This is a genomic window from Kosakonia sp. S42 (assembly GCF_016624785.1).
In the GTDB taxonomy this organism is placed as follows: domain Bacteria; phylum Pseudomonadota; class Gammaproteobacteria; order Enterobacterales; family Enterobacteriaceae; genus Kosakonia; species Kosakonia cowanii.
Window position 1 is genome coordinate 66,214 of record NZ_JACVTW010000005.1, and the last position, 22,293, is coordinate 88,506.

21 protein-coding genes are annotated in these 22,293 nt (G+C 57.2%); 13 read left to right on the plus strand and 8 right to left on the minus strand.

Annotated elements, in window-relative coordinates; translation table 11 throughout:
* Window positions 1-3 precede the first annotated feature (3 nt).
* Window positions 4-822: a DUF72 domain-containing protein gene (locus tag IAE50_RS09000; RefSeq protein WP_200580081.1), complete on the minus strand. Its 819-nt coding sequence runs from the start codon at window positions 820-822 to the stop codon at window positions 4-6.
* On the minus strand, window positions 819-1,385 hold the full coding sequence (locus tag IAE50_RS09005; protein ID WP_200580082.1) for a hydrolase: 567 nt from the start codon (window positions 1,383-1,385) through the stop codon (window positions 819-821). The genes IAE50_RS09000 and IAE50_RS09005 overlap by 4 nt, the downstream gene beginning before the upstream one ends.
* Before the next feature lie 268 nt (window positions 1,386-1,653).
* On the opposite strand from IAE50_RS09005, the gene aspS reads away from it, so the two are divergent.
* From aspS to ruvC, 4 genes are all read left to right on the plus strand, one after another.
* Window positions 1,654-3,432, plus strand: coding sequence for an aspartate--tRNA ligase (gene aspS, locus IAE50_RS09010; protein WP_200580083.1), 1,779 nt, complete (start codon window positions 1,654-1,656; stop codon window positions 3,430-3,432).
* 1 nt (window position 3,433) lies between these two features.
* Complete coding sequence (gene nudB / locus IAE50_RS09015) at window positions 3,434-3,877, plus strand: dihydroneopterin triphosphate diphosphatase (protein ID WP_042714264.1); 444 nt, start codon at window positions 3,434-3,436, stop codon at window positions 3,875-3,877.
* Window positions 3,878-3,904: 27 nt separating this feature from the next.
* Window positions 3,905-4,645: a YebC/PmpR family DNA-binding transcriptional regulator gene (locus tag IAE50_RS09020; RefSeq protein WP_023480072.1), complete on the plus strand. Its 741-nt coding sequence runs from the start codon at window positions 3,905-3,907 to the stop codon at window positions 4,643-4,645.
* A gap of 157 nt (window positions 4,646-4,802) precedes the next feature.
* Window positions 4,803-5,324: a crossover junction endodeoxyribonuclease RuvC gene (ruvC, locus tag IAE50_RS09025; RefSeq protein ID WP_023480016.1), complete on the plus strand. Its 522-nt coding sequence runs from the start codon at window positions 4,803-4,805 to the stop codon at window positions 5,322-5,324.
* A 23-nt stretch (window positions 5,325-5,347) separates the two neighbouring features.
* On the opposite strand, the gene IAE50_RS09030 is transcribed toward ruvC, so the two are convergent.
* Entirely contained in the window at window positions 5,348-6,169 is an 822-nt protein-coding gene (locus IAE50_RS09030; RefSeq protein WP_200580084.1) for a helix-turn-helix transcriptional regulator, read from the minus strand.
* Window positions 6,170-6,262: 93 nt separating this feature from the next.
* Between IAE50_RS09030 and IAE50_RS09035 the strand changes: the two genes are divergently transcribed.
* From IAE50_RS09035 to ruvB, 3 genes are all read left to right on the plus strand, one after another.
* Window positions 6,263-7,144 (plus strand): SDR family oxidoreductase, encoded by an 882-nt coding sequence (locus IAE50_RS09035; protein ID WP_200580085.1) that lies wholly within the window; start codon window positions 6,263-6,265, stop codon window positions 7,142-7,144.
* Between the two features lie 100 nt (window positions 7,145-7,244).
* Complete coding sequence (gene ruvA / locus IAE50_RS09040) at window positions 7,245-7,856, plus strand: Holliday junction branch migration protein RuvA (protein ID WP_023480105.1); 612 nt, start codon at window positions 7,245-7,247, stop codon at window positions 7,854-7,856.
* 8 nt (window positions 7,857-7,864) lie between these two features.
* Window positions 7,865-8,875 (plus strand): Holliday junction branch migration DNA helicase RuvB, encoded by a 1,011-nt coding sequence (ruvB, locus tag IAE50_RS09045; protein ID WP_094420727.1) that lies wholly within the window; start codon window positions 7,865-7,867, stop codon window positions 8,873-8,875.
* 43 nt (window positions 8,876-8,918) lie between these two features.
* Here ruvB and znuB read toward each other — a convergent pair whose 3' ends face one another.
* Together znuB and znuC are read right to left on the minus strand one after the other, a co-directional pair.
* Window positions 8,919-9,704: a zinc ABC transporter permease subunit ZnuB gene (znuB, locus tag IAE50_RS09050; protein ID WP_200580086.1), complete on the minus strand. Its 786-nt coding sequence runs from the start codon at window positions 9,702-9,704 to the stop codon at window positions 8,919-8,921.
* Window positions 9,701-10,456 (minus strand): zinc ABC transporter ATP-binding protein ZnuC, encoded by a 756-nt coding sequence (gene znuC / locus IAE50_RS09055; RefSeq protein ID WP_054803270.1) that lies wholly within the window; start codon window positions 10,454-10,456, stop codon window positions 9,701-9,703. The genes znuB and znuC overlap by 4 nt, the downstream gene beginning before the upstream one ends.
* Window positions 10,457-10,534: 78 nt before the next feature.
* Here znuC and znuA point away from each other — a divergent pair, with 78 nt between their 5' ends.
* The 3 genes from znuA (at window position 10,535) to lpxM (ending at window position 13,918) form a co-directional block, all read left to right on the plus strand.
* Window positions 10,535-11,479 carry a zinc ABC transporter substrate-binding protein ZnuA gene (gene znuA, locus IAE50_RS09060; RefSeq protein ID WP_023480042.1) on the plus strand — a complete coding sequence of 315 codons (945 nt, stop codon included), beginning with the start codon at window positions 10,535-10,537 and terminating at the stop codon, window positions 11,477-11,479.
* Between the two features lie 15 nt (window positions 11,480-11,494).
* Window positions 11,495-12,820 carry a murein DD-endopeptidase MepM gene (mepM, locus tag IAE50_RS09065; protein WP_200580087.1) on the plus strand — a complete coding sequence of 442 codons (1,326 nt, stop codon included), beginning with the start codon at window positions 11,495-11,497 and terminating at the stop codon, window positions 12,818-12,820.
* Between the two features lie 126 nt (window positions 12,821-12,946).
* On the plus strand, window positions 12,947-13,918 hold the full coding sequence (gene lpxM / locus IAE50_RS09070; protein ID WP_023480137.1) for a lauroyl-Kdo(2)-lipid IV(A) myristoyltransferase: 972 nt from the start codon (window positions 12,947-12,949) through the stop codon (window positions 13,916-13,918).
* A 51-nt stretch (window positions 13,919-13,969) separates the two neighbouring features.
* Here the strand turns inward: lpxM and pyk are convergent, their stop codons facing one another.
* Both pyk and IAE50_RS09080 read right to left on the minus strand, forming a co-directional pair.
* Window positions 13,970-15,412, minus strand: coding sequence for a pyruvate kinase (pyk, locus tag IAE50_RS09075; RefSeq protein WP_023480062.1), 1,443 nt, complete (start codon window positions 15,410-15,412; stop codon window positions 13,970-13,972).
* Window positions 15,413-15,534: 122 nt separating this feature from the next.
* Window positions 15,535-16,404, minus strand: coding sequence for a MurR/RpiR family transcriptional regulator (locus IAE50_RS09080; protein ID WP_023480183.1), 870 nt, complete (start codon window positions 16,402-16,404; stop codon window positions 15,535-15,537).
* A gap of 342 nt (window positions 16,405-16,746) precedes the next feature.
* Here IAE50_RS09080 and zwf point away from each other — a divergent pair, with 342 nt between their 5' ends.
* The 3 genes from zwf (at window position 16,747) to kdgA (ending at window position 20,943) form a co-directional block, all read left to right on the plus strand.
* Window positions 16,747-18,222 carry a glucose-6-phosphate dehydrogenase gene (zwf, locus tag IAE50_RS09085; RefSeq protein WP_042713375.1) on the plus strand — a complete coding sequence of 492 codons (1,476 nt, stop codon included), beginning with the start codon at window positions 16,747-16,749 and terminating at the stop codon, window positions 18,220-18,222.
* Window positions 18,223-18,453: 231 nt separating this feature from the next.
* Window positions 18,454-20,265: a phosphogluconate dehydratase gene (gene edd, locus IAE50_RS09090; RefSeq protein WP_200580088.1), complete on the plus strand. Its 1,812-nt coding sequence runs from the start codon at window positions 18,454-18,456 to the stop codon at window positions 20,263-20,265.
* A gap of 36 nt (window positions 20,266-20,301) precedes the next feature.
* Window positions 20,302-20,943: a bifunctional 4-hydroxy-2-oxoglutarate aldolase/2-dehydro-3-deoxy-phosphogluconate aldolase gene (gene kdgA, locus IAE50_RS09095; protein WP_200133675.1), complete on the plus strand. Its 642-nt coding sequence runs from the start codon at window positions 20,302-20,304 to the stop codon at window positions 20,941-20,943.
* A 63-nt stretch (window positions 20,944-21,006) separates the two neighbouring features.
* Here kdgA and purT read toward each other — a convergent pair whose 3' ends face one another.
* Window positions 21,007-22,185: a formate-dependent phosphoribosylglycinamide formyltransferase gene (purT, locus tag IAE50_RS09100; protein WP_200580089.1), complete on the minus strand. Its 1,179-nt coding sequence runs from the start codon at window positions 22,183-22,185 to the stop codon at window positions 21,007-21,009.
* Window positions 22,186-22,293 lie beyond the last annotated feature (108 nt).

Genomic DNA, 22,293 nt, shown 5'->3' on the forward strand with positions numbered 1-22,293 from the left:
CGCTTAAAAAAGAGAAGATTGTAACGGCAGGGAGGGGGCTTCACCGACGATCGGCATCGCAGTGCGAAGATCCTGCCACAGCGTCTCGACCAGCTCGGGAGCATGGGCAATATCAGGCGTGTGCAGAAACAGATAGGGCGTGGTGGTCTGCTCCCAGATGGGTAGTTTGTTTAACCAGACGGCGAAGAGTTCGCGGTTCTGCGCCATATCGTCACTGCCGATAAAGCGCACCATCGGATGCGCGGCGGTGACCAGCGCGTGCACCGGCACTTTCGGCTTCTTGCGCTGGGCTTCGCGCACCGCTTCGCTGTGTGGTTTCGCGCTGTGCACCGGGCGGCTGTCGAGCATCACGCGGTTAACTTTACGGGCGTGCAGCCCCTGGTTTAGGGCTTTCTCCTCTTCGCCTTTTTCAAAGAAGGCGGGGTGTCGCACCTCGACACCGTAAGTAAAGCCTGCGGGCAGCGCATCAAGAAAAGCCCACAGCGCAGGGAGATCGCGCGGGCCAAAGGTCGCTGGCAACTGGAGCCAGTACTGCCCAATCCTGCCTGCGAGCGGCGACATGCGGCTAAAAAATTCGTGGGTGAGATCATCACAGTTACGCAGCGCCGCCTGATGGGAGATGGTAGCGGGAAACTTAAAGCAGAAGCGGAAATCATCGCTGGTCTGATCGTGCCAGCGCGCGACAATCTCCGCTTTCGGTAGCGCATAGAGCGTGGTGTTGCCCTCGACACAATTGAAGTGACGGGCATACTCCTCAAGGGAGGTGATCCCAAGGCGCATCCATTTCGGATGCGACCACTGCGGCAGGCCGATATAGATCATAATGCGGCGATAATCTCCTCGCTGCTGCGCACGCGACCGATACGCGGGAAGATGTTTTTCATGCTGCCCTGATGCTGTTCGGCATCGGCGGCGCTGCAAGCGTCTTCGGCGATGACCAGTGAAAAGCCCATCTCCCAGGCGTTGCGGGCGGTGGATTCGACGCCGATATTGGTCGAAATGCCGCACAGCACGATGGTGTCGATACCGCGACGGCGCAGTTGCATTTCCAGATCGGTGCCATAGAAAGCGCCCCACTGGCGTTTTGTTACCTCAATATCGCTCGCCTGTTTGCCAAGCGCTGCCGGGTAATCCCACCAGTTTTCCGGCAGGCCGTGACCGCCCATCTCGGCATCCACCGGCTGTTTCAGCGCTTCGGCAAAATCCGCCGACCAGCCGACACGCACCAGCACCACCGGCGCGCCGTTAGCACGAAACTTCCCGGCCAGCCGCGCCGAGCGCGCTACGACGTCCTGCGCAGTGTGTGGGCCGCCGGCAAAGGGCAGAATGCCTTCCTGAAGATCGATAACCACCAGTGCCGTTTTCGCTGTGTTGAGTTCCAGCATGTTCACTCCTGAAAAAAATAATCGCGTTGGGGCGTTACCTTACGCGCTCTTTCCGCGCGCCGGGTTTACAATTTTTGTTAAATTTTGTGAGAATGCGCAATAAGCGCGCAGCAAACGTGCGTACAGTCGGTAGCGGGCTTATCGTGGGTCATTATTTCCAGTATAATAACCCCCTTTTTTCATCCAGATGTGACATACGAAAATAGCTGCCCCCAGCGCGCCTGCGCCGCAGGTGGTGGGTGATGCGCAGCTAATTAAGGGATATCTCATGCGTACAGTATATTGCGGGCAGCTCAATCAGACCCATGTCGGACAGCAAGTAACGCTTTGTGGGTGGGTCAACCGCCGTCGTGACCTCGGTAGCCTTATCTTTATCGATATGCGCGATCGCGAAGGCATCGTGCAGGTGTTTTTCGACCCGGACCGTCAGGATGCGTTCCAGCTCGCCTCTGAACTGCGTAATGAGTTCTGCATTCAAATTACCGGTACTGTCCGCGCCCGCGAAGGCAAAAATGCCAACAAAGAGATGGCCACCGGTGAAGTGGAAGTTTTCGCCACCGAACTGACCATCATCAACCGCGCCGACGCGCTGCCGCTCGATTCTAACCACGTCAACACCGAAGAAGCGCGCCTGAAGTACCGCTACCTCGACCTGCGCCGCCCTGAGATGGCGCAGCGCCTGAAGACCCGTGCGAAAATCACCAGCTTCGTGCGCCGCTTTATGGATGACCACGGTTTCCTCGACATCGAAACGCCGATGCTGACCAAAGCGACGCCGGAAGGCGCGCGCGATTACCTGGTGCCGAGCCGCGTGCATAAAGGCAAATTCTACGCGCTGCCGCAGTCCCCACAGCTTTTCAAACAGCTGCTGATGATGTCCGGCTTCGACCGTTACTACCAGATCGTCAAATGCTTCCGCGATGAAGATCTGCGCGCTGACCGCCAGCCGGAATTTACCCAGATCGATGTGGAAACCTCCTTTATGACCGCACCGCAGGTGCGTGAAGTGATGGAAGCGCTGGTTCGCCAGCTGTGGCAGGAAGTGAAAGGCGTCGATCTCGGTGAGTTCCCGATCATGACCTTTGCCGAGGCCGAGCGTCGTTACGGCTCCGATAAACCGGATCTGCGTAACCCGATGGAGCTGGTGGACGTTGCCGACCTGCTGAAAGCGGTTGAGTTCAAAGTCTTCTCAGGCCCGGCCAACGATGCCAAAGGCCGCGTTGCCGCACTGCGTGTGCCGGGCGGCGCGCAGCTTAGCCGTAAGCAGATTGATGACTACGGCAAGTTCGTCGAAATTTACGGCGCGAAAGGGCTGGCCTACATCAAAGTTAACGAAGCGGCGAAAGGCCTTGAGGGCATCACCAGCCCGGTCGCGAAATTCCTCAACGCTGAGATCGTGAGCGAAATTCTGTCGCGCACCGGCGCGCAGGATGGCGACATGATCTTCTTCGGCGCTGACAACAAGAAAGTGGTTGCCGATGCGCTGGGCGCGCTGCGTCTGAAGCTGGGTAAAGACCTGAGCCTGACCGACGAAAACAAATGGGCGCCGCTGTGGGTTATCGACTTCCCGATGTTTGAAGATGACGGCGAAGGCGGCCTGACGGCGATGCACCACCCGTTCACCGCGCCGCGCGACATGAGCCCGGCTGAGCTGAAAGCGGCACCGGAAACGGCGATCGCTAACGCCTACGATATGGTTATCAACGGCTACGAAGTGGGCGGCGGTTCCGTACGTATTCATAACGGCGAAATGCAGCAGACGGTGTTTGGCATTCTTGGTATCAATGAGCAGGAGCAGCGCGAGAAGTTCGGCTTCCTGCTTGACGCCCTGAAATATGGCACGCCGCCGCACGCGGGCCTGGCGTTTGGTCTTGACCGCCTGACCATGCTGCTGACCGGCACCGACAACATCCGTGATGTTATCGCATTCCCGAAAACCACGGCTGCGGCCTGCCTGATGACCGAAGCGCCGAGCTTTGGCAATCCGACCGCGCTGGCGGAACTCGGTATCTCTGTTATCAAAAAAGAGACGCCGGAGAATAAATAAGATGTCCTTTAAGCATCCCGTTTCTGTGCTGGTGGTGATTTATGCCGAAGAGACAAAACGGGTGCTGATGTTGCAGCGACGCGACGATCCCGAGTTCTGGCAGTCGGTTACCGGCAGCCTGGAGCCGGGTGAAAGCGCGTTGCAGGCCGCCGCGCGCGAAGTCATGGAAGAGGTCAATATCGATGTCGGCGCAGCGCCGCATCGTCTGATTGACTGCCAGCGCACGGTGGAATTTGAAATTTTTAGTCATTTACGTCATCGCTACGCGCCGGGTGTGACACACAACACCGAATCCTGGTTTTGTTTAGCGCTGCCCCACGAATGCCCGATTGTGTTTACCGAACATCTGGCGTACCGCTGGCTCGATGCGCCCGCTGCGGCGGCATTGACCAAGTCGTGGAGCAACCGGCAGGCGATTGAAGAATTTGTTATTAACGCCGCCTGAACGGCGGTTTTTTCTGGAGAATTTTTTATGGCAGGTCACAGTAAATGGGCCAACACCAAACACCGCAAAGCGGCACAGGATGCCAAACGCGGTAAGATCTTCACCAAAATTATTCGTGAGCTGGTAACAGCAGCACGTCTGGGCGGCGGCGACATCGCTTCTAACCCGCGTCTGCGCGCAGCGGTCGATAAAGCGCTCTCCAACAACATGACCCGTGACACCCTGAACCGCGCCATCGCACGCGGCGTCGGCGGCGATGACGACGCGAACATGGAAACCATTATTTATGAAGGTTACGGCCCTGGCGGCACCGCGGTGATGGTCGAGTGTCTGAGTGACAACCGTAACCGTACCGTTGCTGAAGTGCGTCACGCCTTCAGCAAGTGCGGCGGCAACCTGGGTACCGACGGCTCGGTGGCCTACCTGTTCAGCAAGAAAGGGGTGATCTCTTTCGAAGCGGGCGACGAAGACACCATTATGGAAGCAGCGCTGGAAGCGGGTGCTGAAGACGTTGTGACCTACGACGACGGTGCGATTGACGTTTACACTGCCTGGGAAGAGATGGGTGCCGTGCGCGATGCGCTGGAAGCCGCCGGTCTGAAAGCGGACAACGCTGAAGTGTCGATGATCCCCTCCACCAAAGCCGATATGGATGCGGAAACCGCGCCGAAACTGCTGCGCCTGATCGATATGCTGGAAGATTGCGACGATGTGCAGGAGGTTTACCACAACGGTGAGATCTCCGACGAAGTGGCAGCAACCCTGTAATCGCTGGCAGCTTACAGCCCGCAGGGCGTTGGCTCGCCTCGCGCCCCGGTCACAAGGTTAACCTGTGTGGCCGGGAAAGCACTGAGTAGCCGGCTTCCTGCGAACTGTTTTGAGTGTTTGGCATCATCAGGATTATTGCGTTAAGCGGAGAGAAATAATGGCGATTATTCTCGGGATCGACCCGGGTTCACGTATCACCGGTTATGGTGTGATTCGCCAGACAGGCCGCCAGCTGACCTACCTTGGCAGCGGCTGTATCCGCACGAAAGTTGACGATCTGCCGTCGCGCCTGAAGCTGATTTACGCGGGCGTGTCGGAGATCATCACTCAGTTTCAGCCGGACTTTTTTGCTATCGAACAGGTGTTTATGGCGAAAAACGCCGACTCGGCGCTGAAACTGGGGCAGGCGCGCGGCGTGGCGATTGTCGCCGCCGTCAATCAGGACTTACCGGTCTTTGAGTATGCCGCCCGTCAGGTTAAGCAGACGGTGGTCGGCATTGGTAGCGCGGAGAAGAGCCAGGTGCAGCACATGGTGCGCACGCTGCTGAAACTCCCCGCTAACCCGCAGGCAGATGCCGCCGATGCGCTGGCGATCGCCATTACCCACTGTCATGTCAGCCAGAATGCGTTACAGGTGAGCAGCACAAGGCTCAACCTGGCACGCGGACGGTTACGTTAAAAAGCGCCGGTTTCGGCGCTTTTTTATCTCTTCTGCTGTAACAGCAAGCGTATTTTATCCGCATCTTCCTCGCCCGAGGGGCTATAGACCACCAGCGTCAAATCGGGCTGTCCTTCAACGGAAAAACTGGAGTACTCCAGCGAGAGCCGACCTGCACTGGCGTGGAAAATCACTTTTGTGCCTTCGCCCATCACCTCGACATCATTGGTTTGCCACAGCCGGGCAAACTCCGGCGACGCCGCGCTCAATTCATCGACCAGCGGCTGGACTTCAAGTGACGCACCCGCCCGGGTCGTTTCTGCGCGGAACGCCGCGACCAGAAAGCGCGTCAGACCCTGCCAGTCGGCCTGCGAAGCACGCGTCTGTGGGTTAAGAAAGATGCGGCGCAGGATGTTGCGCTCCTGCGCGGGAAGGGTGGCGTAATCGGCCAGCACCGCCGTGGCAGCAGCGTTCCAGGCAAGCACATCCCAACTAGCATTGCGGATCATCGCCGGGCTGTAGGGCATACTCTCCAGCACTTTCTGTAACCGGCCGGAGACCGCTGCGGCTGGCGCATACGCCACGCCCGGTGCTCGCCCCAGTGCCAGATGGAACACATACTCGCGCTCACGCTCGCTCAGGCAAAGCGCCTGGCAAATCCGCTCCAGTACCTCTTCTGAGGGCATCCCGCCGCGACCCTGTTCAAGCCAGGTGTACCAGGTCGCGCTGATACAGGCTAAATGTGCAACCTCTTCACGCCTCAGCCCTGGCGTACGGCGGCGTGCGGTGTGAAAACCCAGTGTCTGCGGGTCGAGCTGCGCCCGGCGGGACTTCAGATAACTGCCCAGATCTTTTGCGCTCTGCATCCTGTTAGTCCTTATACCACGATAATCTCACTACTTTTCCCCATCGCGGATATTCAGCAGGATAGCGGCGCGAGTCAACATAAGGAGACACAGATGCATGTTTTTCTGACGGGCGCGACCGGGTGGGTCGGCGCAAAAGTAGCAGAGGTGTTATTAGCCGCAGGCCATCAGGTGAGCGGCCTGGCACGTAATGAGGAGAAAGCCCGGGCGTTTATCGCCGCAGGGGGAAAGGCGGTTTATGGCACGCTTGATGACAGCCAGCTGCTATTTGATGCAGCGGCAAAGGCCGATGCGGTGATCCATACCGCGTTTAATCATGATTTCTCCCGCTTTGCAGAAAATTGCGCTCAGGATGAGCGCGCCATTACCGTGATGGGTGATGCGCTGCGCGGAAGTTCGCGTCCCTTGTTGGTAACGTCCGGCCTTGCGCGGCTGGTAGCGGGACGCCCGGCGACAGAAGAGGACGCGCCCGCCAGCGGGCCGGATTACCTGCGCCGCTCAGAACAGGCCGCACTGGCGCTGGCACAACAGGGTGTAAAGGCAGCCTGCGTACGGCTGGCGCCAACGGTACATGGTGTGGGGGATCGTGGCTTTGTTCCTTTCCTGATTGCGCTCGCGAAACAGAGTGGGGTCTCTGCCTGGCAGGAGGACGGGAGCAACCGTTGGGCGGCGGTACACCGCAATGACGCGGCAACGGTCTACCGGCTGGCGCTGGAGAGCGGTGTGACGCAACTGGTGTATCATGCGGTGGCGGAAGAGGGTATCGCGATGCGTGAGATTGCCATCGCAATCGGCAAGATGCTCGGGGTGCCCGCAGAGCCGCGCGAGGCGTCGCATTTTGGCTGGTTTGCTGGCTTCGCCGGCATGGAGATGTCGGCCGCAAGTGAACAGACGCGCAGGACGCTGGGATGGCAACCTGCGGGGCGTGATTTATTAACCGATCTGCACGATCCGAACTATTACGTGAATTCCTGAAGCGGGTTCGCGCTTTTTCCTTCATTATCGGCTGGATATCTATCCAGCCTTTTTTTATGATACAGCATTACTTTTTTAGCACTTAGCGCAGGAGCGTCACGTGATAGGCAGACTCAGAGGCATTATTGTCGAAAAACAACCCCCGCTGGTCCTGCTTGAGGTCGGTGGGGTAGGGTATGAAGTTCATATGCCGATGACCTGCTTCTACGAATTGCCGGATGCCGGCAAAGAGGCGACCGTCTTTACGCAGTTTGTGGTGCGCGAAGATGCGCAACTGCTGTACGGCTTTAACAACAAGCAGGAGCGCACCCTGTTCCGTGAGCTGATCAAAACCAACGGCGTTGGGCCGAAGCTGGCGCTGGCGATCCTCTCCGGCATGTCGGCGCAGCAGTTTGTGAATGCCGTTGAGCGTGAAGATCCCGCCGCGCTGGTGAAACTGCCGGGCATTGGTAAGAAGACCGCTGAGCGCCTGATTGTCGAGATGAAAGACCGCTTTAAAGGGCTGCATGGCGATCTCTTTACTCCGGCGGCAGATTTGGTGCTGGCGTCGCCAGCAAGCCCCTCTACGGATGATGCCGAGCAAGAAGCCGTTGCCGCGCTGGTGTCGCTGGGCTATAAACCGCAGGAAGCGAGCCGGATGATCAGCAAAATCGCGCGTCCGGACGCCAACAGTGAAACCCTGATCCGTGAAGCGCTGCGTGCGGCGTTGTGAGGTAGAGGATGATTGAAGCAGACCGCCTGGTTGCCGCCGCCAGTACAATTGTAGAAGAAGTTGCGGATCGGGCGATTCGACCAAAGCTGCTGGCTGAGTATATCGGTCAGCCGCAGGTGCGCTCGCAAATGGAGATCTTTATCCAGGCGGCGAAACTGCGCGGTGACGCGCTGGATCATCTGCTGATTTTCGGCCCGCCGGGGCTGGGTAAAACAACGCTGGCAAATATCGTGGCGAACGAGATGGGCGTGAATCTGCGCACCACCTCCGGCCCGGTGCTGGAAAAGGCGGGCGATCTGGCCGCCATGCTCACCAACCTTGAACCCCATGACGTGCTGTTTATCGATGAAATTCATCGTCTGTCGCCGGTGGTGGAAGAGGTGCTCTACCCGGCGATGGAGGATTACCAGCTCGATATCATGATTGGTGAAGGCCCGGCTGCGCGCTCAATCAAAATCGATCTGCCGCCCTTTACGCTGATTGGCGCAACGACCCGCGCCGGTTCGCTGACCTCACCGCTGCGCGATCGCTTTGGCATTGTCCAGCGCCTGGAGTTTTATCAGGTGGCTGACCTGCAGCATATCGTTGGGCGCAGCGCGCGGTTTATGGGGCTTGAGCTGAGCGAAGAGGGGGCGCTGGAAGTGGCACGCCGCTCCCGCGGCACACCGCGTATTGCAAACCGTCTGCTGCGCCGCGTGCGCGATTTCGCGGAAGTGAAGCACGATGGCGATATCGACGCGGAGATTGCCGCCCAGGCGCTCGATATGCTCAATGTCGATGCCCAGGGCTTCGACTATATGGACCGTAAACTGCTGCTGGCGGTGATTGATAAATTCTTTGGCGGTCCGGTGGGGCTGGATAACCTTGCTGCGGCGATTGGTGAAGAGCGCGAGACCATTGAAGATGTGCTGGAACCTTATCTGATTCAGCAGGGCTTTTTACAGCGTACGCCGCGCGGCCGCATGGCAACGCCGCGCGCCTGGGATCACTTCGGCATTACGCCGCCGGAAATGCCCTGACAGGCTCTGCCAGCGCCGGGCGGCGCTGGCAGAGGGAGATAATTTAGCTGGCGCTCTTTTTCAACATGCTAAAGATAAACAGCACCGCGGCGCAGAGCACCACAGAGGGGCCAGCTGGCATGTCGTAGAAGGCGGAGAAGGTCAGCCCGCCGGTGACGGCAATTATCCCGACGCCGACAGCCACTGCTGCCATCTGCTCCGGGGTGCGGGCAAAGCGCCGCGCCGTGGCAGCCGGGATGATCAGCAGGGAGGTGATAATCAGCGCGCCGACAAACTTCATCGCCACGCCAATGGTCAGGGCGGTGACCAGCATCAGCAGCAGCTTCACGCGCTGTAACTTCACACCATCGACAAAGGCCAGTTCCGGGCTGATGGTCATCGACAGCAGGTTGCGCCACTGCCAGAGCAAGATCCCAACCACCAGCACCACACCAAGGGCGATAACAATCAGATCCTCGGGCGTAACGGCCAGCAGGTCACCGAATAGATACGCCATCAAATCCACGCGGATGTTGGACATCAGGCTGACCACCACCAGGCCAAGCGAGAGCGCGCTGTGCGCCATAATCCCCAGCAGCGTGTCGATCGCCAGATGGGGACGCTTCTCCAGCCACACCAGGCCTGCGGCCAGCAGTAACGTGACGGCAATAACTGCGTAAAACGGGTTAACATCCAACAGCAAACCAAAGGCGACACCGAGCAGAGACGCGTGTGCCAGCGTATCGCCGAAGTAAGACATGCGTCGCCAGACGACAAAGGAGCCAAGCGGCCCGGCGGCGCAGGCGAGCATAACCCCGGCCAGCCAGCCGGGCAGTAAAAGTTCAATCATGAGTGTCCGTTACCCTGGCGTAAAATAATGCGGCCCTGAAGATCGTGGCGGTGATTGTGGTTGTGGCGGTAAATGCCAAGCTGTTCTGCGCCGCGATGGCCGAACATAGAGATAAATTCGGGATGCATGGAGACCACTTCCGGCGTACCGGAGCAGCAGATATGGTGGTTGAGGCAGAGCACCTCATCGGTCTTTGCCATCACAAGATGTAGATCGTGCGAGACCATCAGCACCGCGCAATCCAGCTCTTTGCGCAACTCATCGATTAAATTGTAGAGCGAGACCTGGCCATTAACGTCAACGCCCTGGGTTGGCTCGTCCAGCACCAGCAGCTGGGGCTGATTGAGCAGGGCGCGGGCAAGCAGCACGCGCTGCGTTTCACCGCCGGAGAGTTTCTGCATCGGGGCATCGATCAGGTGGGCTGCCTGTACGCGTTTCAGTGCAGGGATGAGATCCGCTTTGCGCGTGCCTGGGCGCAGACGCATAAAGCGGCCTACAGTAAGAGGCAGCGTAGCGTCGAGTTGCAGTTTTTGCGGCACATAGCCGATGCGCAAAGCTTTATCGCGCTTGATAACCCCCGCGTCGGGTGCTACCAGGCCAAGTACGACGCGCACCAGCGTCGATTTACCCGCGCCGTTAGGTCCGAGCAGCGTCAGAATTTTACCTGGACGCAAATTTAAAGAGATGTCAGAGAGCACGCGGCGTTGACCGAAAGCGACGCTGACATTTTCAAGCGTTATAAGATTCGTCATAGCATTTAAGGGGTTGCAGAAGTTGTCGAATGTTATAATATCACATTCCACACACTCATTACGATGAATAGACGCATTATGTTACATAAAAATACGCTTCTTTGCGCAGCGCTTTCCGCTGCGTTTCTCACCCTAACAGCACAATCCGCTAACGCCGCCGTCGTCACTTCGCTTAAGCCGCTGGGCTTTATTGCATCCGCCATTACAGATGGCGTGACCACCACCGAAGTTATCCTGCCAGACGGTGCCTCCGAGCATGATTATTCTCTGCGTCCTTCTGATGTAAAACGCTTGCAAAACGCGGACTTACTTTTTTGGGTTGGGCCGGAAATGGAAGCCTTCATGGTGCGATCTGCTCAGCAGGTACCTGCGCAAAAACAGGTGGTGATGGCGCAACTCGACGGCGTGAAATCGCAGCTGATGAAAGGCGCGGATGAAGATGAGCATGAGGGTCATGAAGGTCACGATCACGACGAAAATAGTGAGCATCATCACCATCATGGCGAATACAACATGCATTTGTGGTTAAGCCCAGAGATTGCACGGCTTTCGGCGGTTGCAATCCACGATAAATTAGTGGAAGTTATGCCGCAAAGTCGAGCCAAGCTGGACGCCAACCTGAAGGCATTTGAGGCATCATTAGCCCAGGCCGATAAGCAGGTCGGTAACGAGCTGGCACCGCTGAAAGGGAAGGGGTATTTCGTTTTTCATGACGCCTACGGCTACTTTGAAAAACAGTACGGTCTGACTCCGCTGGGTCACTTTACCGTCAACCCTGAAATTCAGCCTGGTGCGCAGCGTTTACATGAAATCAGAACACAGTTGGTTGAGCAAAAAGCGGTCTGCGTTTTTGCTGAGCCACAGTTCAGGCCAGCGGTCGTTGAAGCTGTTGCACGAGGAACCTCCGTTCGTATGGGAACGCTGGATCCACTCGGCATCGGTATCAAGTTGGGTAAAGAGAGCTATCCCCAGTTCCTTACACAACTCTCTTCCCAGTATGCGAGCTGCCTGAAAGGAGAATAACGAGGAAGTGAACACGTGCAACAGATAGCCCGCTCTGTCGCCCTGGCATTTAACAATTTGCCGCGACCCCATCGCGTGATGCTGGGGTCGCTCACCGTACTGACCCTCACGGTCGCCGTCTGGCGGCCCTACGTTTATCACCCCGAAAATAACGCGCCGATTGTCAAAGCCATCGAGCTGCCTAAAAGCGAAATCCGCTCGTTGCTGCCTGAAGCCAGTGAACCTATCGACCAGTCCACGGCGGATGATGTTGATGATATCCCGCAAGATGAACTGGACGAGAAAACCGCCAACGAAGCTGGTGTACACGAATATGTTGTCTCGACCGGCGATACGCTCAGCAGCATCCTGAACCAGTACGGCATAGATATGGGCAACATCAGCCAGCTTGCCGCCGCGGATAAAGAGCTGCGTAATCTGAAAATCGGCCAACAGCTCTCCTGGACACTGACCGCTGATGGTGATTTACAGCGTCTGACGTGGGAGATGTCACGTCGCGAAACCCGCACCTATGACCGCACCGAAAACGGCTTCAAGATGTCCAGCGAGATGCAGCAGGGCGACTGGGTCAATAAGGTGATGAATGGCACCGTCGGCGGCAGTTTTGTTGCCAGTGCGAAAGAGGCCGGCATGAGCAGCGGCGAAGTCAGCGCTGTCATCAAAGCGATGCAGTGGCAAATGGATTTCCGCAAACTGAAAAAAGGCGATAAGTTCTCAGTATTGATGTCCCGTGAGATGCTTGACGGCAAGCAGGAGCAGAGCCAGTTGCTCGGCGTGCGTTTGCGCTCTGACGGTAAAGATTACTACGCGTTCCGCGCCGAAGATGGCAAATTCTACGATCGTAACGGCACCGGCCTTGCGAAAGGGTTTATGCGTTTCCCGACCGCGAAGCAGTTCCGCGTCTCCTCTAACTTCAACCCGCGTCGCCTTAACCCGGTCACCGGGCGCGTTGCGCCGCACAAAGGCGTCGACTTTGCCCTGCCGCAGGGGACGCCGGTGCTCGCCGTCGGTGACGGTGAAGTGGTGATTGCGAAGCGCAGCGGCGCGGCGGGTAACTATGTTGCTATCCGTCACGGGCGTACCTACACCACGCGTTACATGCACCTGCGTAAGCTGCTGGTGAAACCGGGGCAGAAAGTGAAGCGTGGCGATCGCATCGCGCTCTCGGGCAACACCGGGCGCTCCACCGGGCCACATCTGCACTATGAAGTATGGATCAACCAGCAGGCCGTGAACCCGCTGACCGCTAAACTGCCAAGAACAGAAGGGCTGAGCGGTTCGGATCGTAAGGATTACCTGGCGCAGGTGAGAGAGGTATTACCTCAGCTGCGGCTGGAGTAATTCGCGTAATAATCAGGCGTTCAAAGCCGGTGCTTGCTTAGCATCGGCTTTTACTTTTGTGCGAAAGATAACGCATCGCTACACTATCCCCCTATCTTGTTGAGATTTTTGACCAGCGGACGATGCATGGAAACCAAAAAAAATAACAGTGAATACATTCCTCAGTTTGAGGGCGAGTTTCGCCATCCGCGTCACTGGGGCGCCTGGCTTGGGGTGCTGGCTTTTGCCGGCGTCGCCCTGATCCCGCCCTCAGTTCGCGATCCGCTTCTGGCGAAACTGGGCCGTTTTGCCGGACGACGCGGAAAAAGCGCCCGTCGTCGTGCGCAGATCAACCTCTACTACTGCTTCCCTGAAAAGAGTGAAGCTGAGCGCGAAGCGATTATCGATCATATGTTTGCCACCGCACCGCAGGCGATGGTGCTGATGGCCGAAATGGCGCTGCGTGGCACGGAAAAGGTAGCCTCACGGATTGAGTGGCAGGGCAAAGAGATTATCGATGAGATGCACCGCAACGATGAGCGCGTCATTTTCCTCGTGCCGCATGCCTGGGGTGTCGATATTCCGGCGATGCTGATGTCCTCTCAGGGCAAGCGCATCGCGGCGATGTTCCATAACCAGGGCAACAAAGTCTTCGACTACATGTGGAACAAGGTGCGCCTGCGTTTTGGCGGCCGCTTACATGCCCGCAATGACGGCATCAAGCCCTTTATCCACTCGATACGCAACGGCTTCTGGGGATATTACCTGCCGGATCAGGATCACGGCCCTGAGCAGAGCGAATTTGTCGACTTCTTCGCCACCTACAAAGCGACGCTGCCGGCGATTGGTCGCCTGATGAAAGTGTGCCGTGCCCGTGTGGTGCCGCTTTTCCCGGTTTACGATGCCGAAACGCACCGCCTGACGATTCTGGTGCGCCCGCCGATGGACGATCTGCTGACGGCGGATGACACCACCATCGCGCGGCGGATGAATGAAGAGGTGGAGAACTTTGTCGGCCCGCATCCGGAGCAGTACACCTGGATCCTGAAGCTGCTGAAAACGCGTAAGCCGGGTGAGATCGAGCCCTATAAGCGCAAAGAGCTCTACAAAAAGAAATAGCCAAAAAAAAGGCCTCTCATTGTGAGAGGCCTTTTACTTTCTGAGAATCCGTTATTCGACGGTCAGAATGCGCGTGGTGTTAGTGGTACCGATGGTGCTCATCACGTCACCCTGCGTCACAATCACCAGATCGCCGGAGAGCAGGTAGCCTTTATCACGCAGCAGGTTCACCGCGTCGTTGGCCGCGGCAACGCCGTCGTTGTGGCTGTCGAAATAGACCGGCGTCACGCCGCGATAGAGCGCGGTCAGGTTAAGAGTGCGCTCGTGGCGGGAGAGGGCAAAAATCGGCAGACCGGAGCTGATACGCGAGGTCATCAGCGCGGTACGACCCGATTCGGTCATCGAGATGATCGCCGTAACGCCTTTCAGGTGGTTGGCGGCATACATCGCTGACATGGCAATCGCCTCTTCGACATTGTCGAACTGAATATCGAGGCGGTGCTTGGAGACGTTAATGCTTGGGATCTTCTCTGCGCCCAGGCAGACGCGCGCCATCGCGGCAACGGTTTCGGAAGGGTATTGCCCGGCTGCGGTTTCCGCGGAGAGCATCACGGCATCAGTGCCGTCGAGCACGGCGTTCGCCACGTCCATCACTTCCGCGCGGGTCGGCATTGGGTTGGTGATCATCGACTCCATCATCTGCGTTGCGGTGATCACCGCACGGTTCAGCTGACGTGCGCGACGAATCAACGCTTTCTGGATGCCGACCAGTTCCGGGTCGCCAATTTCAACGCCGAGGTCGCCACGGGCAACCATCACCACGTCCGAGGCGAGGATCACATCATCCATCGCATCCTGGCTACATACCGCTTCTGCACGCTCGACTTTGGCGACAATCTTCGCATCGCAACCTGCATCACGCGCCAGACGACGTGCATAGTTGAGATCTTCACCGCAGCGCGGGAAGGAGACGGCGAGGTAATCGACGCCAATCAGCGCGGCGGTCACGATATCCGCTTTATCTTTATCGGTCAGCGCTTCTGCAGAGAGGCCGCCGCCCAGTTTGTTAATGCCTTTGTTGTTGGAGAGCGGGCCGCCGACGGTCACTTCGGTGAACACCTTCATGCCCTGAACGTCCAGCACTTTGAGCTGCACGCGGCCATCATCCAGCAGCAGGATGTCGCCCGGCACCACATCAGCAGGCAGGCCTTTATAGTCGATACCGACTTTCTCTTTATCGCCTTCACCTTTGCCAAGGTTAGCGTCGAGCAGGAATTTGTCGCCGATGTTAAGGAAAACCTTACCTTCCTTAAAAGTCGAGACGCGAATCTTCGGTCCTTGTAGATCGCCAAGGATAGCAACATGACGTCCCAGTTTTGCCGCAATCTCACGCACTTTGTCCGCGCGTAATTTATGATCTTCCGGTGTTCCGTGTGAGAAGTTCATCCGCACCACGTTAGCGCCAGCAGCGATAACCTTTTCGAGGTTGTTATCGCGGTCGGTGGCCGGGCCTAAAGTGGTGACGATTTTGGTTCTGCGAAGCCTTCTGGACATGTAATACTCCGTTGACTGAAATAACGAGGTGTTGCGTGAACATGAATTCGGGTTACGCGCGCCCTGACAGGCAAGGCCGCTAACCGAATAGCGTAAGTAACTACCGTTTTTGTTATGGTCTCTTAATGATTATCGTCTTTGATAAGCAGTTCCTTATCAAAGCGCGATTCTTTGAGCGCTTCTTTGACTCGCTTCAAGTTATCCCGGAATTTTGCGCCGCGGCGTAATGTGAACCCGGTCGCCAGCACATCAATAACCGTCAGTTGCGCAAGACGGGACACCATCGGCATATAGATATCTGTATCTTCAGGGACATCCAGCGTGATAGCAAGGGTTGCTTCACGCGCCAGCGGCGTACCCGCTGAGGTCAGTGCAATCACCATGGCATCGTTTTCACGCGCCAGATGCGCCAGCTCCACCAGGCTTTTCGTGCGCCCGGTGTGGGAAATCAGCATAACGACGTCATCATCGCTACAATTCATACAGCTCATGCGTTGCAGCACAATGTCATCGGAGTAGACCACCGGCACGTTGAAGCGGAAAAACTTGTTCATCGCATCGTGAGCGACGGCCGCAGAGGAGCCCAGACCAAAGAAGGCGATTTTTTTCGCCTGCGTCAGCAGATCGACAGCGCGATTAACCGCTGCCATATCAAGAGACTGACGCACATGGTCGAGGCTCGCCATCGCCGACTCGAAGATTTTGCCAGTGTAGGCTTCTACACTGTCATCTTCATCGACATTTCGATTAACATAGGGCGTGCCGTTGGCGAGGCTCTGGGCCAGATGCAGTTTAAAGTCGGGAAAGCCGCGCGTGTCCAGACTGCGGCAAAAGCGGTTTACCGTCGGTTCGCTGACCTCCGCTTGTTGCGCAAGCGCGGCAATACTAGAGTGGATAGCCAGCTGCGGCGCGGTGAGGATCACTTCCGCGACTTTTCGTTCTGATTTGCTAAGGTGTTCCAGTCGGGACTGGATTTTTTCCAGCATATTCATAGGCGTTAATGCGCTCCTGGTGAAACGATTACACTGATTGCGCGAATCGTTACGCAGTTTGCGTCGATATTACGCCTGCGCAGGGTAGAAAGGTAAGTGATACGCTGAAATGTTGTTGTTTTTTTTCATAACATGATCAGAGTCGGATTTTCGCCAGCGGCTGGTGGGCAAATAAGCCGCGCAAACGGCGCAAATATGCGCATTTTTCATGACAACCCAATAACGCACTTCCTGACAAGGCCTGATAGTTTCGGGAATTACGTAAAAGCAGTACAGTGCAGTGTAATAAAATTACAACTGAAGCGGATTACAGCTTCAGGATAGCTAACTGAGGAGAGTGACATGGCGGTAGTCCAAACAGCCCAGGCGTGTGACCTGGTCATTTTCGGCGCGAAAGGCGATCTCGCACGCCGGAAATTGCTGCCTTCCCTGTACCAGCTGGAAAAGGCCGGTCAAATTCATGAGGAGACGCGGATTCTCGGGGTCGGCCGCGCCGACTGGGACAAAGCAGCCTATACCAAAGTGGTCCGTGAAGCGCTCGAAACCTTTATGAAAGAGAAGATCGACGAAAGCTTGTGGGACAAGCTGAGTGGTCGTCTCGATTTCTGCAATCTCGATGTAAACGACACGCCTGCCTTCAAACGCCTCGGCGCGATGCTGGATCAGAAAAACCGCACCACCATCAACTACTTCGCGATGCCGCCGGATACTTTTGGTGCCATCTGTAAAGGACTCGGTGCCGCGAAACTTAACGCCAAACCGGCTCGCGTCGTGATGGAGAAGCCGCTCGGTAACTCCCTTGAGACCTCCCGCCAGATCAACGATCAGGTGGGCGAGTATTTTGAAGAGTGCCAGGTTTACCGTATCGACCACTACCTCGGTAAAGAGACGGTGCTCAACCTGCTGGCGCTGCGTTTTGCCAACTCCCTGTTCGTCAATAACTGGGATAACCGCACCATTGATCATGTCGAGATCACGGTTGCGGAAGAGGTGGGTATCGAAGGGCGCTGGGGCTATTTCGACCAGGCCGGGCAGATGCGCGATATGATCCAGAACCACCTGCTGCAGGTGCTCTGCATGATCGCCATGTCACCGCCGTCCGATCTCACTGCCGACAGCATTCGCGACGCGAAAGTGAAGGTGCTCAAATCCCTGCGTCGTATCGATCGCACCAACGTGCGGGAAAAAACCGTACGCGGTCAGTATACCGCCGGTTTCGCCCAGGGCAAGAAAGTGCCGGGCTACCTGGAAGAAGAGGGCGCGAACAAGTCGAGCCATACCGAAACATTTGTTGCGATCCGCGTTGATATCGACGACTGGCGCTGGGCCGGTGTGCCGTTCTACTTGCGTACCGGTAAACGTCTGCCAACCAAATGTTCTGAAGTGGTGGTCTACTTCAAAAACCCGGAACTCAATCTGTTTAAAGAGTCCTGGCAGGAGCTGCCGCAGAACAAGCTGACCATTCGCCTGCAGCCGGACGAAGGGGTGGATATCCAGATCCTCAATAAAGTGCCGGGGCTGGATCATAAACACAATCTGCAGACCACTAAGCTGGATCTGAGCTACTCCGAAACCTTCAACGAGACCCACCTGGCGGATGCTTACGAGCGTCTGCTGCTGGAGTCAATGCGCGGCATTCAGGCACTGTTTGTGCGCCGCGATGAAGTGGAAGAGGCGTGGAAATGGGTCGACTCCATTACCGAAGCCTGGGCTGCGGACAACGACTCACCGAAACCGTATCAGGCCGGTACGTGGGGCCCGGTAGCCTCGGTTGCGATGATCACCCGCGATGGCCGCTCGTGGAACGAATTCGAGTAACCATTGAGACGCATGTTGCGCAATTTTACCGGTAACATGATCTAACACAGCTCTGCGAACAATTTTTCTTTTTCAAAGCCCTGCTGGATTCACCAGCGGGGCTTTTTTTATTACACTGGCTGCAGTGATTTTGCCTTTGGGGCGCGGCGCTCAGGTGTTTTCAGCTTGTTACGCATAATGAAACGCATGGTTAGCACGCTCTCCCCGAACAGATAAATTTCAGGAGCCTCTATGAATCCAGTAATGTTACGCGTAACAAATCGCATTATTGAACGTTCACGCGAAACCCGCTCAGCCTACCTGGCGCGCATTGAGCAAGCCAAAAGCAATACCGTGCGTCGTTCGACGCTGGCCTGCGGGAATCTGGCGCACGGTTTTGCCGCCTGCCAGCCCGACGATAAAGCCTCGCTCAAAAGTATGTTGCGCAACAACATCGCCATTATCACCTCCTACAACGACATGCTCTCCGCGCATCAGCCTTATGAAGTCTATCCCGACATTATTCGTAAAGCGCTGCACTCGGTGAATGCGGTCGGCCAGGTAGCGGGTGGCGTACCGGCAATGTGCGATGGCGTGACGCAGGGGCAGGATGGGATGGAGCTATCGCTGCTGAGCCGCGAAGTGATCGCCATGTCCGCGGCGGTGGGGCTCTCTCACAATATGTTCGACGGTGCGCTCTATCTTGGCGTTTGCGACAAAATTGTTCCGGGGCTGGCGATGGCGGCGCTGTCGTTTGGCCAATTGCCCGCGCTGTTCGTGCCGTCAGGCCCAATGGCAAGCGGCCTGGCTAACAAAGAGAAGGTGCGTATTCGCCAGCTTTACGCGGAAGGCAAAGTCGATCGCATGGCGCTGCTGGAGTCGGAAGCTGCTTCCTATCACGCCCCAGGCACCTGTACTTTTTACGGCACCGCCAACACCAACCAGATGGTAATTGAGTTTATGGGCATGCAACTGCCCGGCTCCTCCTTTATTCACCCGGATGCGCCGCTGCGTAAAGCCCTGACCGAAGCCGCTGCCCGCCAGGTAACGCGTTTGACCGGCAACGGCAACGAGTGGATGCCGCTCGGCAAAATGATCGATGAAAAAGTGGTGGTTAACGGCATCGTCTCTCTGCTGGCAACCGGCGGCTCCACTAACCACACCATGCACCTGGTGGCGATGGCGCGCGCGGCGGGCATTATCATCAACTGGGATGACTTCTCCGAACTCTCTGAAGTGGTGCCGCTGCTCGCGCGCCTCTATCCGAACGGCCCGGCAGACATCAACCACTTCCAGGCGGCGGGTGGTGTGCCGGTATTGATGCGCGAACTGCTGAAGGGCGGTTTACTCCACGAAGAGGTGAATACCGTGGCCGGTTTCGGCCTGACGCGCTATACCCAGGAGCCGTGGCTGAATAATGGCGAACTCGACTGGCGTGAAGGCGCGGCGGCGTCGCTGGATGAGTCGATTATCGCCACCATTGATAAGCCGTTCTCACAGCATGGCGGCACCAAAGTGCTGAGCGGCAACCTTGGGCGCGCGGTGATGAAGACCTCCGCCGTGCCGGTAGAGAACCAGATCATTGAAGCGCCAGCGGTGGTGTTTGAGAGCCAGCATGACGTATTACCCGCCTTTGAGGCGGGTCTGCTGGATCGTGATTGCGTAGTCGTGGTGCGCCATCAGGGGCCGAAAGCCAATGGTATGCCAGAATTACATAAACTGATGCCGCCACTTGGTGTATTATTGGACCGCCGTTTCAAAATTGCCTTAGTTACCGATGGACGGCTGTCAGGGGCATCAGGTAAAGTGCCGTCGGCAATCCATGTGACACCTGAAGCTTACGACGGTGGGTTGCTGGCAAAAGTGCGTGATGGCGACATTATCCGGGTTAACGGGCAGACAGGTGAGTTGACCCTGCTGGTTGCTGACAACGAACTTGCCGCACGTCAGCCGCATATTCCTGACCTTAGCGCGATGCGCGTGGGCACAGGCCGTGAAATGTTCGGCGCGCTGCGAGAGAAGCTCTCCGGCGCAGAGCAGGGCGCAACCTGTATCACTTTTTAAGACGACAAGATTTTATTCTGGCGAGAGAAAAGATTGATGAAAAACTGGAAAACAAGTGCAGAAGCCATCCTGAAAACCGGCCCGGTTGTACCGGTGATCGTGGTAAACAAACTGGAGCACGCTGTTCCGATGGCAAAAGCGCTGGTTGCAGGTGGCGTTCGCGTACTGGAAGTGACGCTGCGCACCCCATGCGCGATTGACGCTATCCGCGCCATTGCAAAAGAAGTCCCTGACGCCATTATCGGCGCTGGCACCGTGTTGAATCCGCAGCAGCTGGCGGACGTTACCGAAGCGGGCGCGCAGTTCGCTATCAGCCCGGGTCTGACCGAGCCGCTGCTGAAAGCCGCTACCGAAGGCACCATCCCGCTGATCCCTGGCATCAGCACCGTTTCTGAACTGATGCTGGGCATGGATTACGGCCTGAAAGAGTTCAAATTCTTCCCGGCGGAAGCGAATGGCGGCACCAAAGCGCTGCAGGCGATTGCCGGTCCCTTCTCCCAGGTGCGTTTCTGCCCGACCGGCGGCATCTCTCCGGCTAACTACCGCGATTACCTGGCGCTGAAAAGCGTGCTCTGCATCGGCGGGTCGTGGCTGGTTCCGGCCGACGCGCTGGAAGCAGGCGATTACGATCGCATCACCACACTGGCACGCGAAGCCGTTGAAGGTGCGAAGCAGTAATCAGCAGGCCGGTATGAAACCCGCCTGATAACAAGCCCGGGCGTACTGCGCACCGGGCTTTTTTTATCCGTTGACCTGCACCGCGTTAGCTGAGGCCACCGCGCGGGCGACCGCACTCTCAACATCCTCGGCTATCGCCAGCGCTACGCCCAGACGACGCGATCCTTCAATCTCCGGCTTGCCGAACAAGCGCAGCTGCACACCTGCATCAACGGCGAGGTGGAGGTTATCAAAGGTGACGTTCTGGCTGTGCAGGCGCGGCAAAATCACCGCCGAGGCGGCCGGGCCGTACTGGCGGATCGCGCCAATTGGCAGGCCTAAAAAGGCGCGCACATGCAGGGCAAACTCGGAGAGATCCTGCGAAATCAGCGTTACCATTCCCGTATCGTGCGGGCGCGGGGAGACTTCGCTGAAGATCACCTCATCGCCGCAGACAAAGAGTTCGACGCCGAACAGGCCATATCCGCCAAGCGCCAGCACCACCTCACGGGCAATTTGTTGAGCGCGCTCAAGCGCTGCGGCCGACATCTGCTGCGGCTGCCAGGATTCGCGATAATCACCATCTTCCTGACGGTGGCCAACCGGTGCGCAGAAGTGAACGCCATCCACCGCGCTGATGGTTAAAAGGGTTATCTCAAAATCAAACTTCACGACGCCTTCGACAATTACGCGACCGGCACCGGCGCGACCACCCTGTTGCGCATAGGCCCACGCGCTGGCCAGCTGGTCGGCAGATTTGATAAAGCTCTGTCCTTTACCTGAGGAGCTCATTACCGGCTTCACAATGCAGGGCAGGCCGATTTCGCTCACCGCCTGGCGGAAGCTCTCTTCGCTATCGGCAAAACGGTAGCTCGACGTGGGAAGCTGCAACTCCTCTGCAGCGAGGCGACGGATCCCCTCCCGGTTCATCGTCAGTTTTGTGGCGCGCGCGCAGGGAACCACACGCTGGCCGGCTGCTTCCAGCTCAATCAGCGCGTCGGTGGCGATAGCTTCAATCTCCGGCACAATAAAGTGCGGCTTCTCCTCGGCGACCAGCGCTTTTAACGCCTCGCCATCAAGCATGTTAATCACATGGGAACGGTGCGCGACCTGCATCGCTGGCGCGTCCGCATAGCGGTCAACCGCAATCACTTCGATACCGAGCCGCTGACATTCGATAGCCACTTCTTTGCCCAGCTCGCCTGAGCCTAATAACATCACACGCGTGGCTGCCGGACGCAGCGCAGTTCCTAAAAGAGTCATAGCGAAGTACCATTAGAAAAAAGTGGGCGCAGTATAACGAAAACGTTTGCGTCTGTCTTTTTCACTTGCGGTGGTTTTTTCATCGCGCTATTATACTGTACAAATACA

Bases quoted from the DNA above. Each gene is read 5' to 3' on its own strand.
- IAE50_RS09000 (WP_200580081.1), bottom strand. From the start codon at position 822: ATGATCTATATCGGCCTGCCGCAGTGGTCGCATCCGAAATGGATGCGC.
- IAE50_RS09005 (WP_200580082.1), bottom strand. From the start codon at position 1,385: ATGCTGGAACTCAACACAGCGAAAACGGCACTGGTGGTTATCGATCTT.
- aspS (WP_200580083.1), top strand. From the start codon at position 1,654: ATGCGTACAGTATATTGCGGGCAGCTCAATCAGACCCATGTCGGACAG.
- nudB (WP_042714264.1), top strand. From the start codon at position 3,434: ATGTCCTTTAAGCATCCCGTTTCTGTGCTGGTGGTGATTTATGCCGAA.
- IAE50_RS09020 (WP_023480072.1), top strand. From the start codon at position 3,905: ATGGCAGGTCACAGTAAATGGGCCAACACCAAACACCGCAAAGCGGCA.
- ruvC (WP_023480016.1), top strand. From the start codon at position 4,803: ATGGCGATTATTCTCGGGATCGACCCGGGTTCACGTATCACCGGTTAT.
- IAE50_RS09030 (WP_200580084.1), bottom strand. From the start codon at position 6,169: ATGCAGAGCGCAAAAGATCTGGGCAGTTATCTGAAGTCCCGCCGGGCG.
- IAE50_RS09035 (WP_200580085.1), top strand. From the start codon at position 6,263: ATGCATGTTTTTCTGACGGGCGCGACCGGGTGGGTCGGCGCAAAAGTA.
- ruvB (WP_094420727.1), top strand. From the start codon at position 7,865: ATGATTGAAGCAGACCGCCTGGTTGCCGCCGCCAGTACAATTGTAGAA.
- znuB (WP_200580086.1), bottom strand. From the start codon at position 9,704: ATGATTGAACTTTTACTGCCCGGCTGGCTGGCCGGGGTTATGCTCGCC.
- znuC (WP_054803270.1), bottom strand. From the start codon at position 10,456: ATGACGAATCTTATAACGCTTGAAAATGTCAGCGTCGCTTTCGGTCAA.
- znuA (WP_023480042.1), top strand. From the start codon at position 10,535: ATGTTACATAAAAATACGCTTCTTTGCGCAGCGCTTTCCGCTGCGTTT.
- lpxM (WP_023480137.1), top strand. From the start codon at position 12,947: ATGGAAACCAAAAAAAATAACAGTGAATACATTCCTCAGTTTGAGGGC.
- pyk (WP_023480062.1), bottom strand. From the start codon at position 15,412: ATGTCCAGAAGGCTTCGCAGAACCAAAATCGTCACCACTTTAGGCCCG.
- IAE50_RS09080 (WP_023480183.1), bottom strand. From the start codon at position 16,404: ATGAATATGCTGGAAAAAATCCAGTCCCGACTGGAACACCTTAGCAAA.
- zwf (WP_042713375.1), top strand. From the start codon at position 16,747: ATGGCGGTAGTCCAAACAGCCCAGGCGTGTGACCTGGTCATTTTCGGC.
- edd (WP_200580088.1), top strand. From the start codon at position 18,454: ATGAATCCAGTAATGTTACGCGTAACAAATCGCATTATTGAACGTTCA.
- kdgA (WP_200133675.1), top strand. From the start codon at position 20,302: ATGAAAAACTGGAAAACAAGTGCAGAAGCCATCCTGAAAACCGGCCCG.
- purT (WP_200580089.1), bottom strand. From the start codon at position 22,185: ATGACTCTTTTAGGAACTGCGCTGCGTCCGGCAGCCACGCGTGTGATG.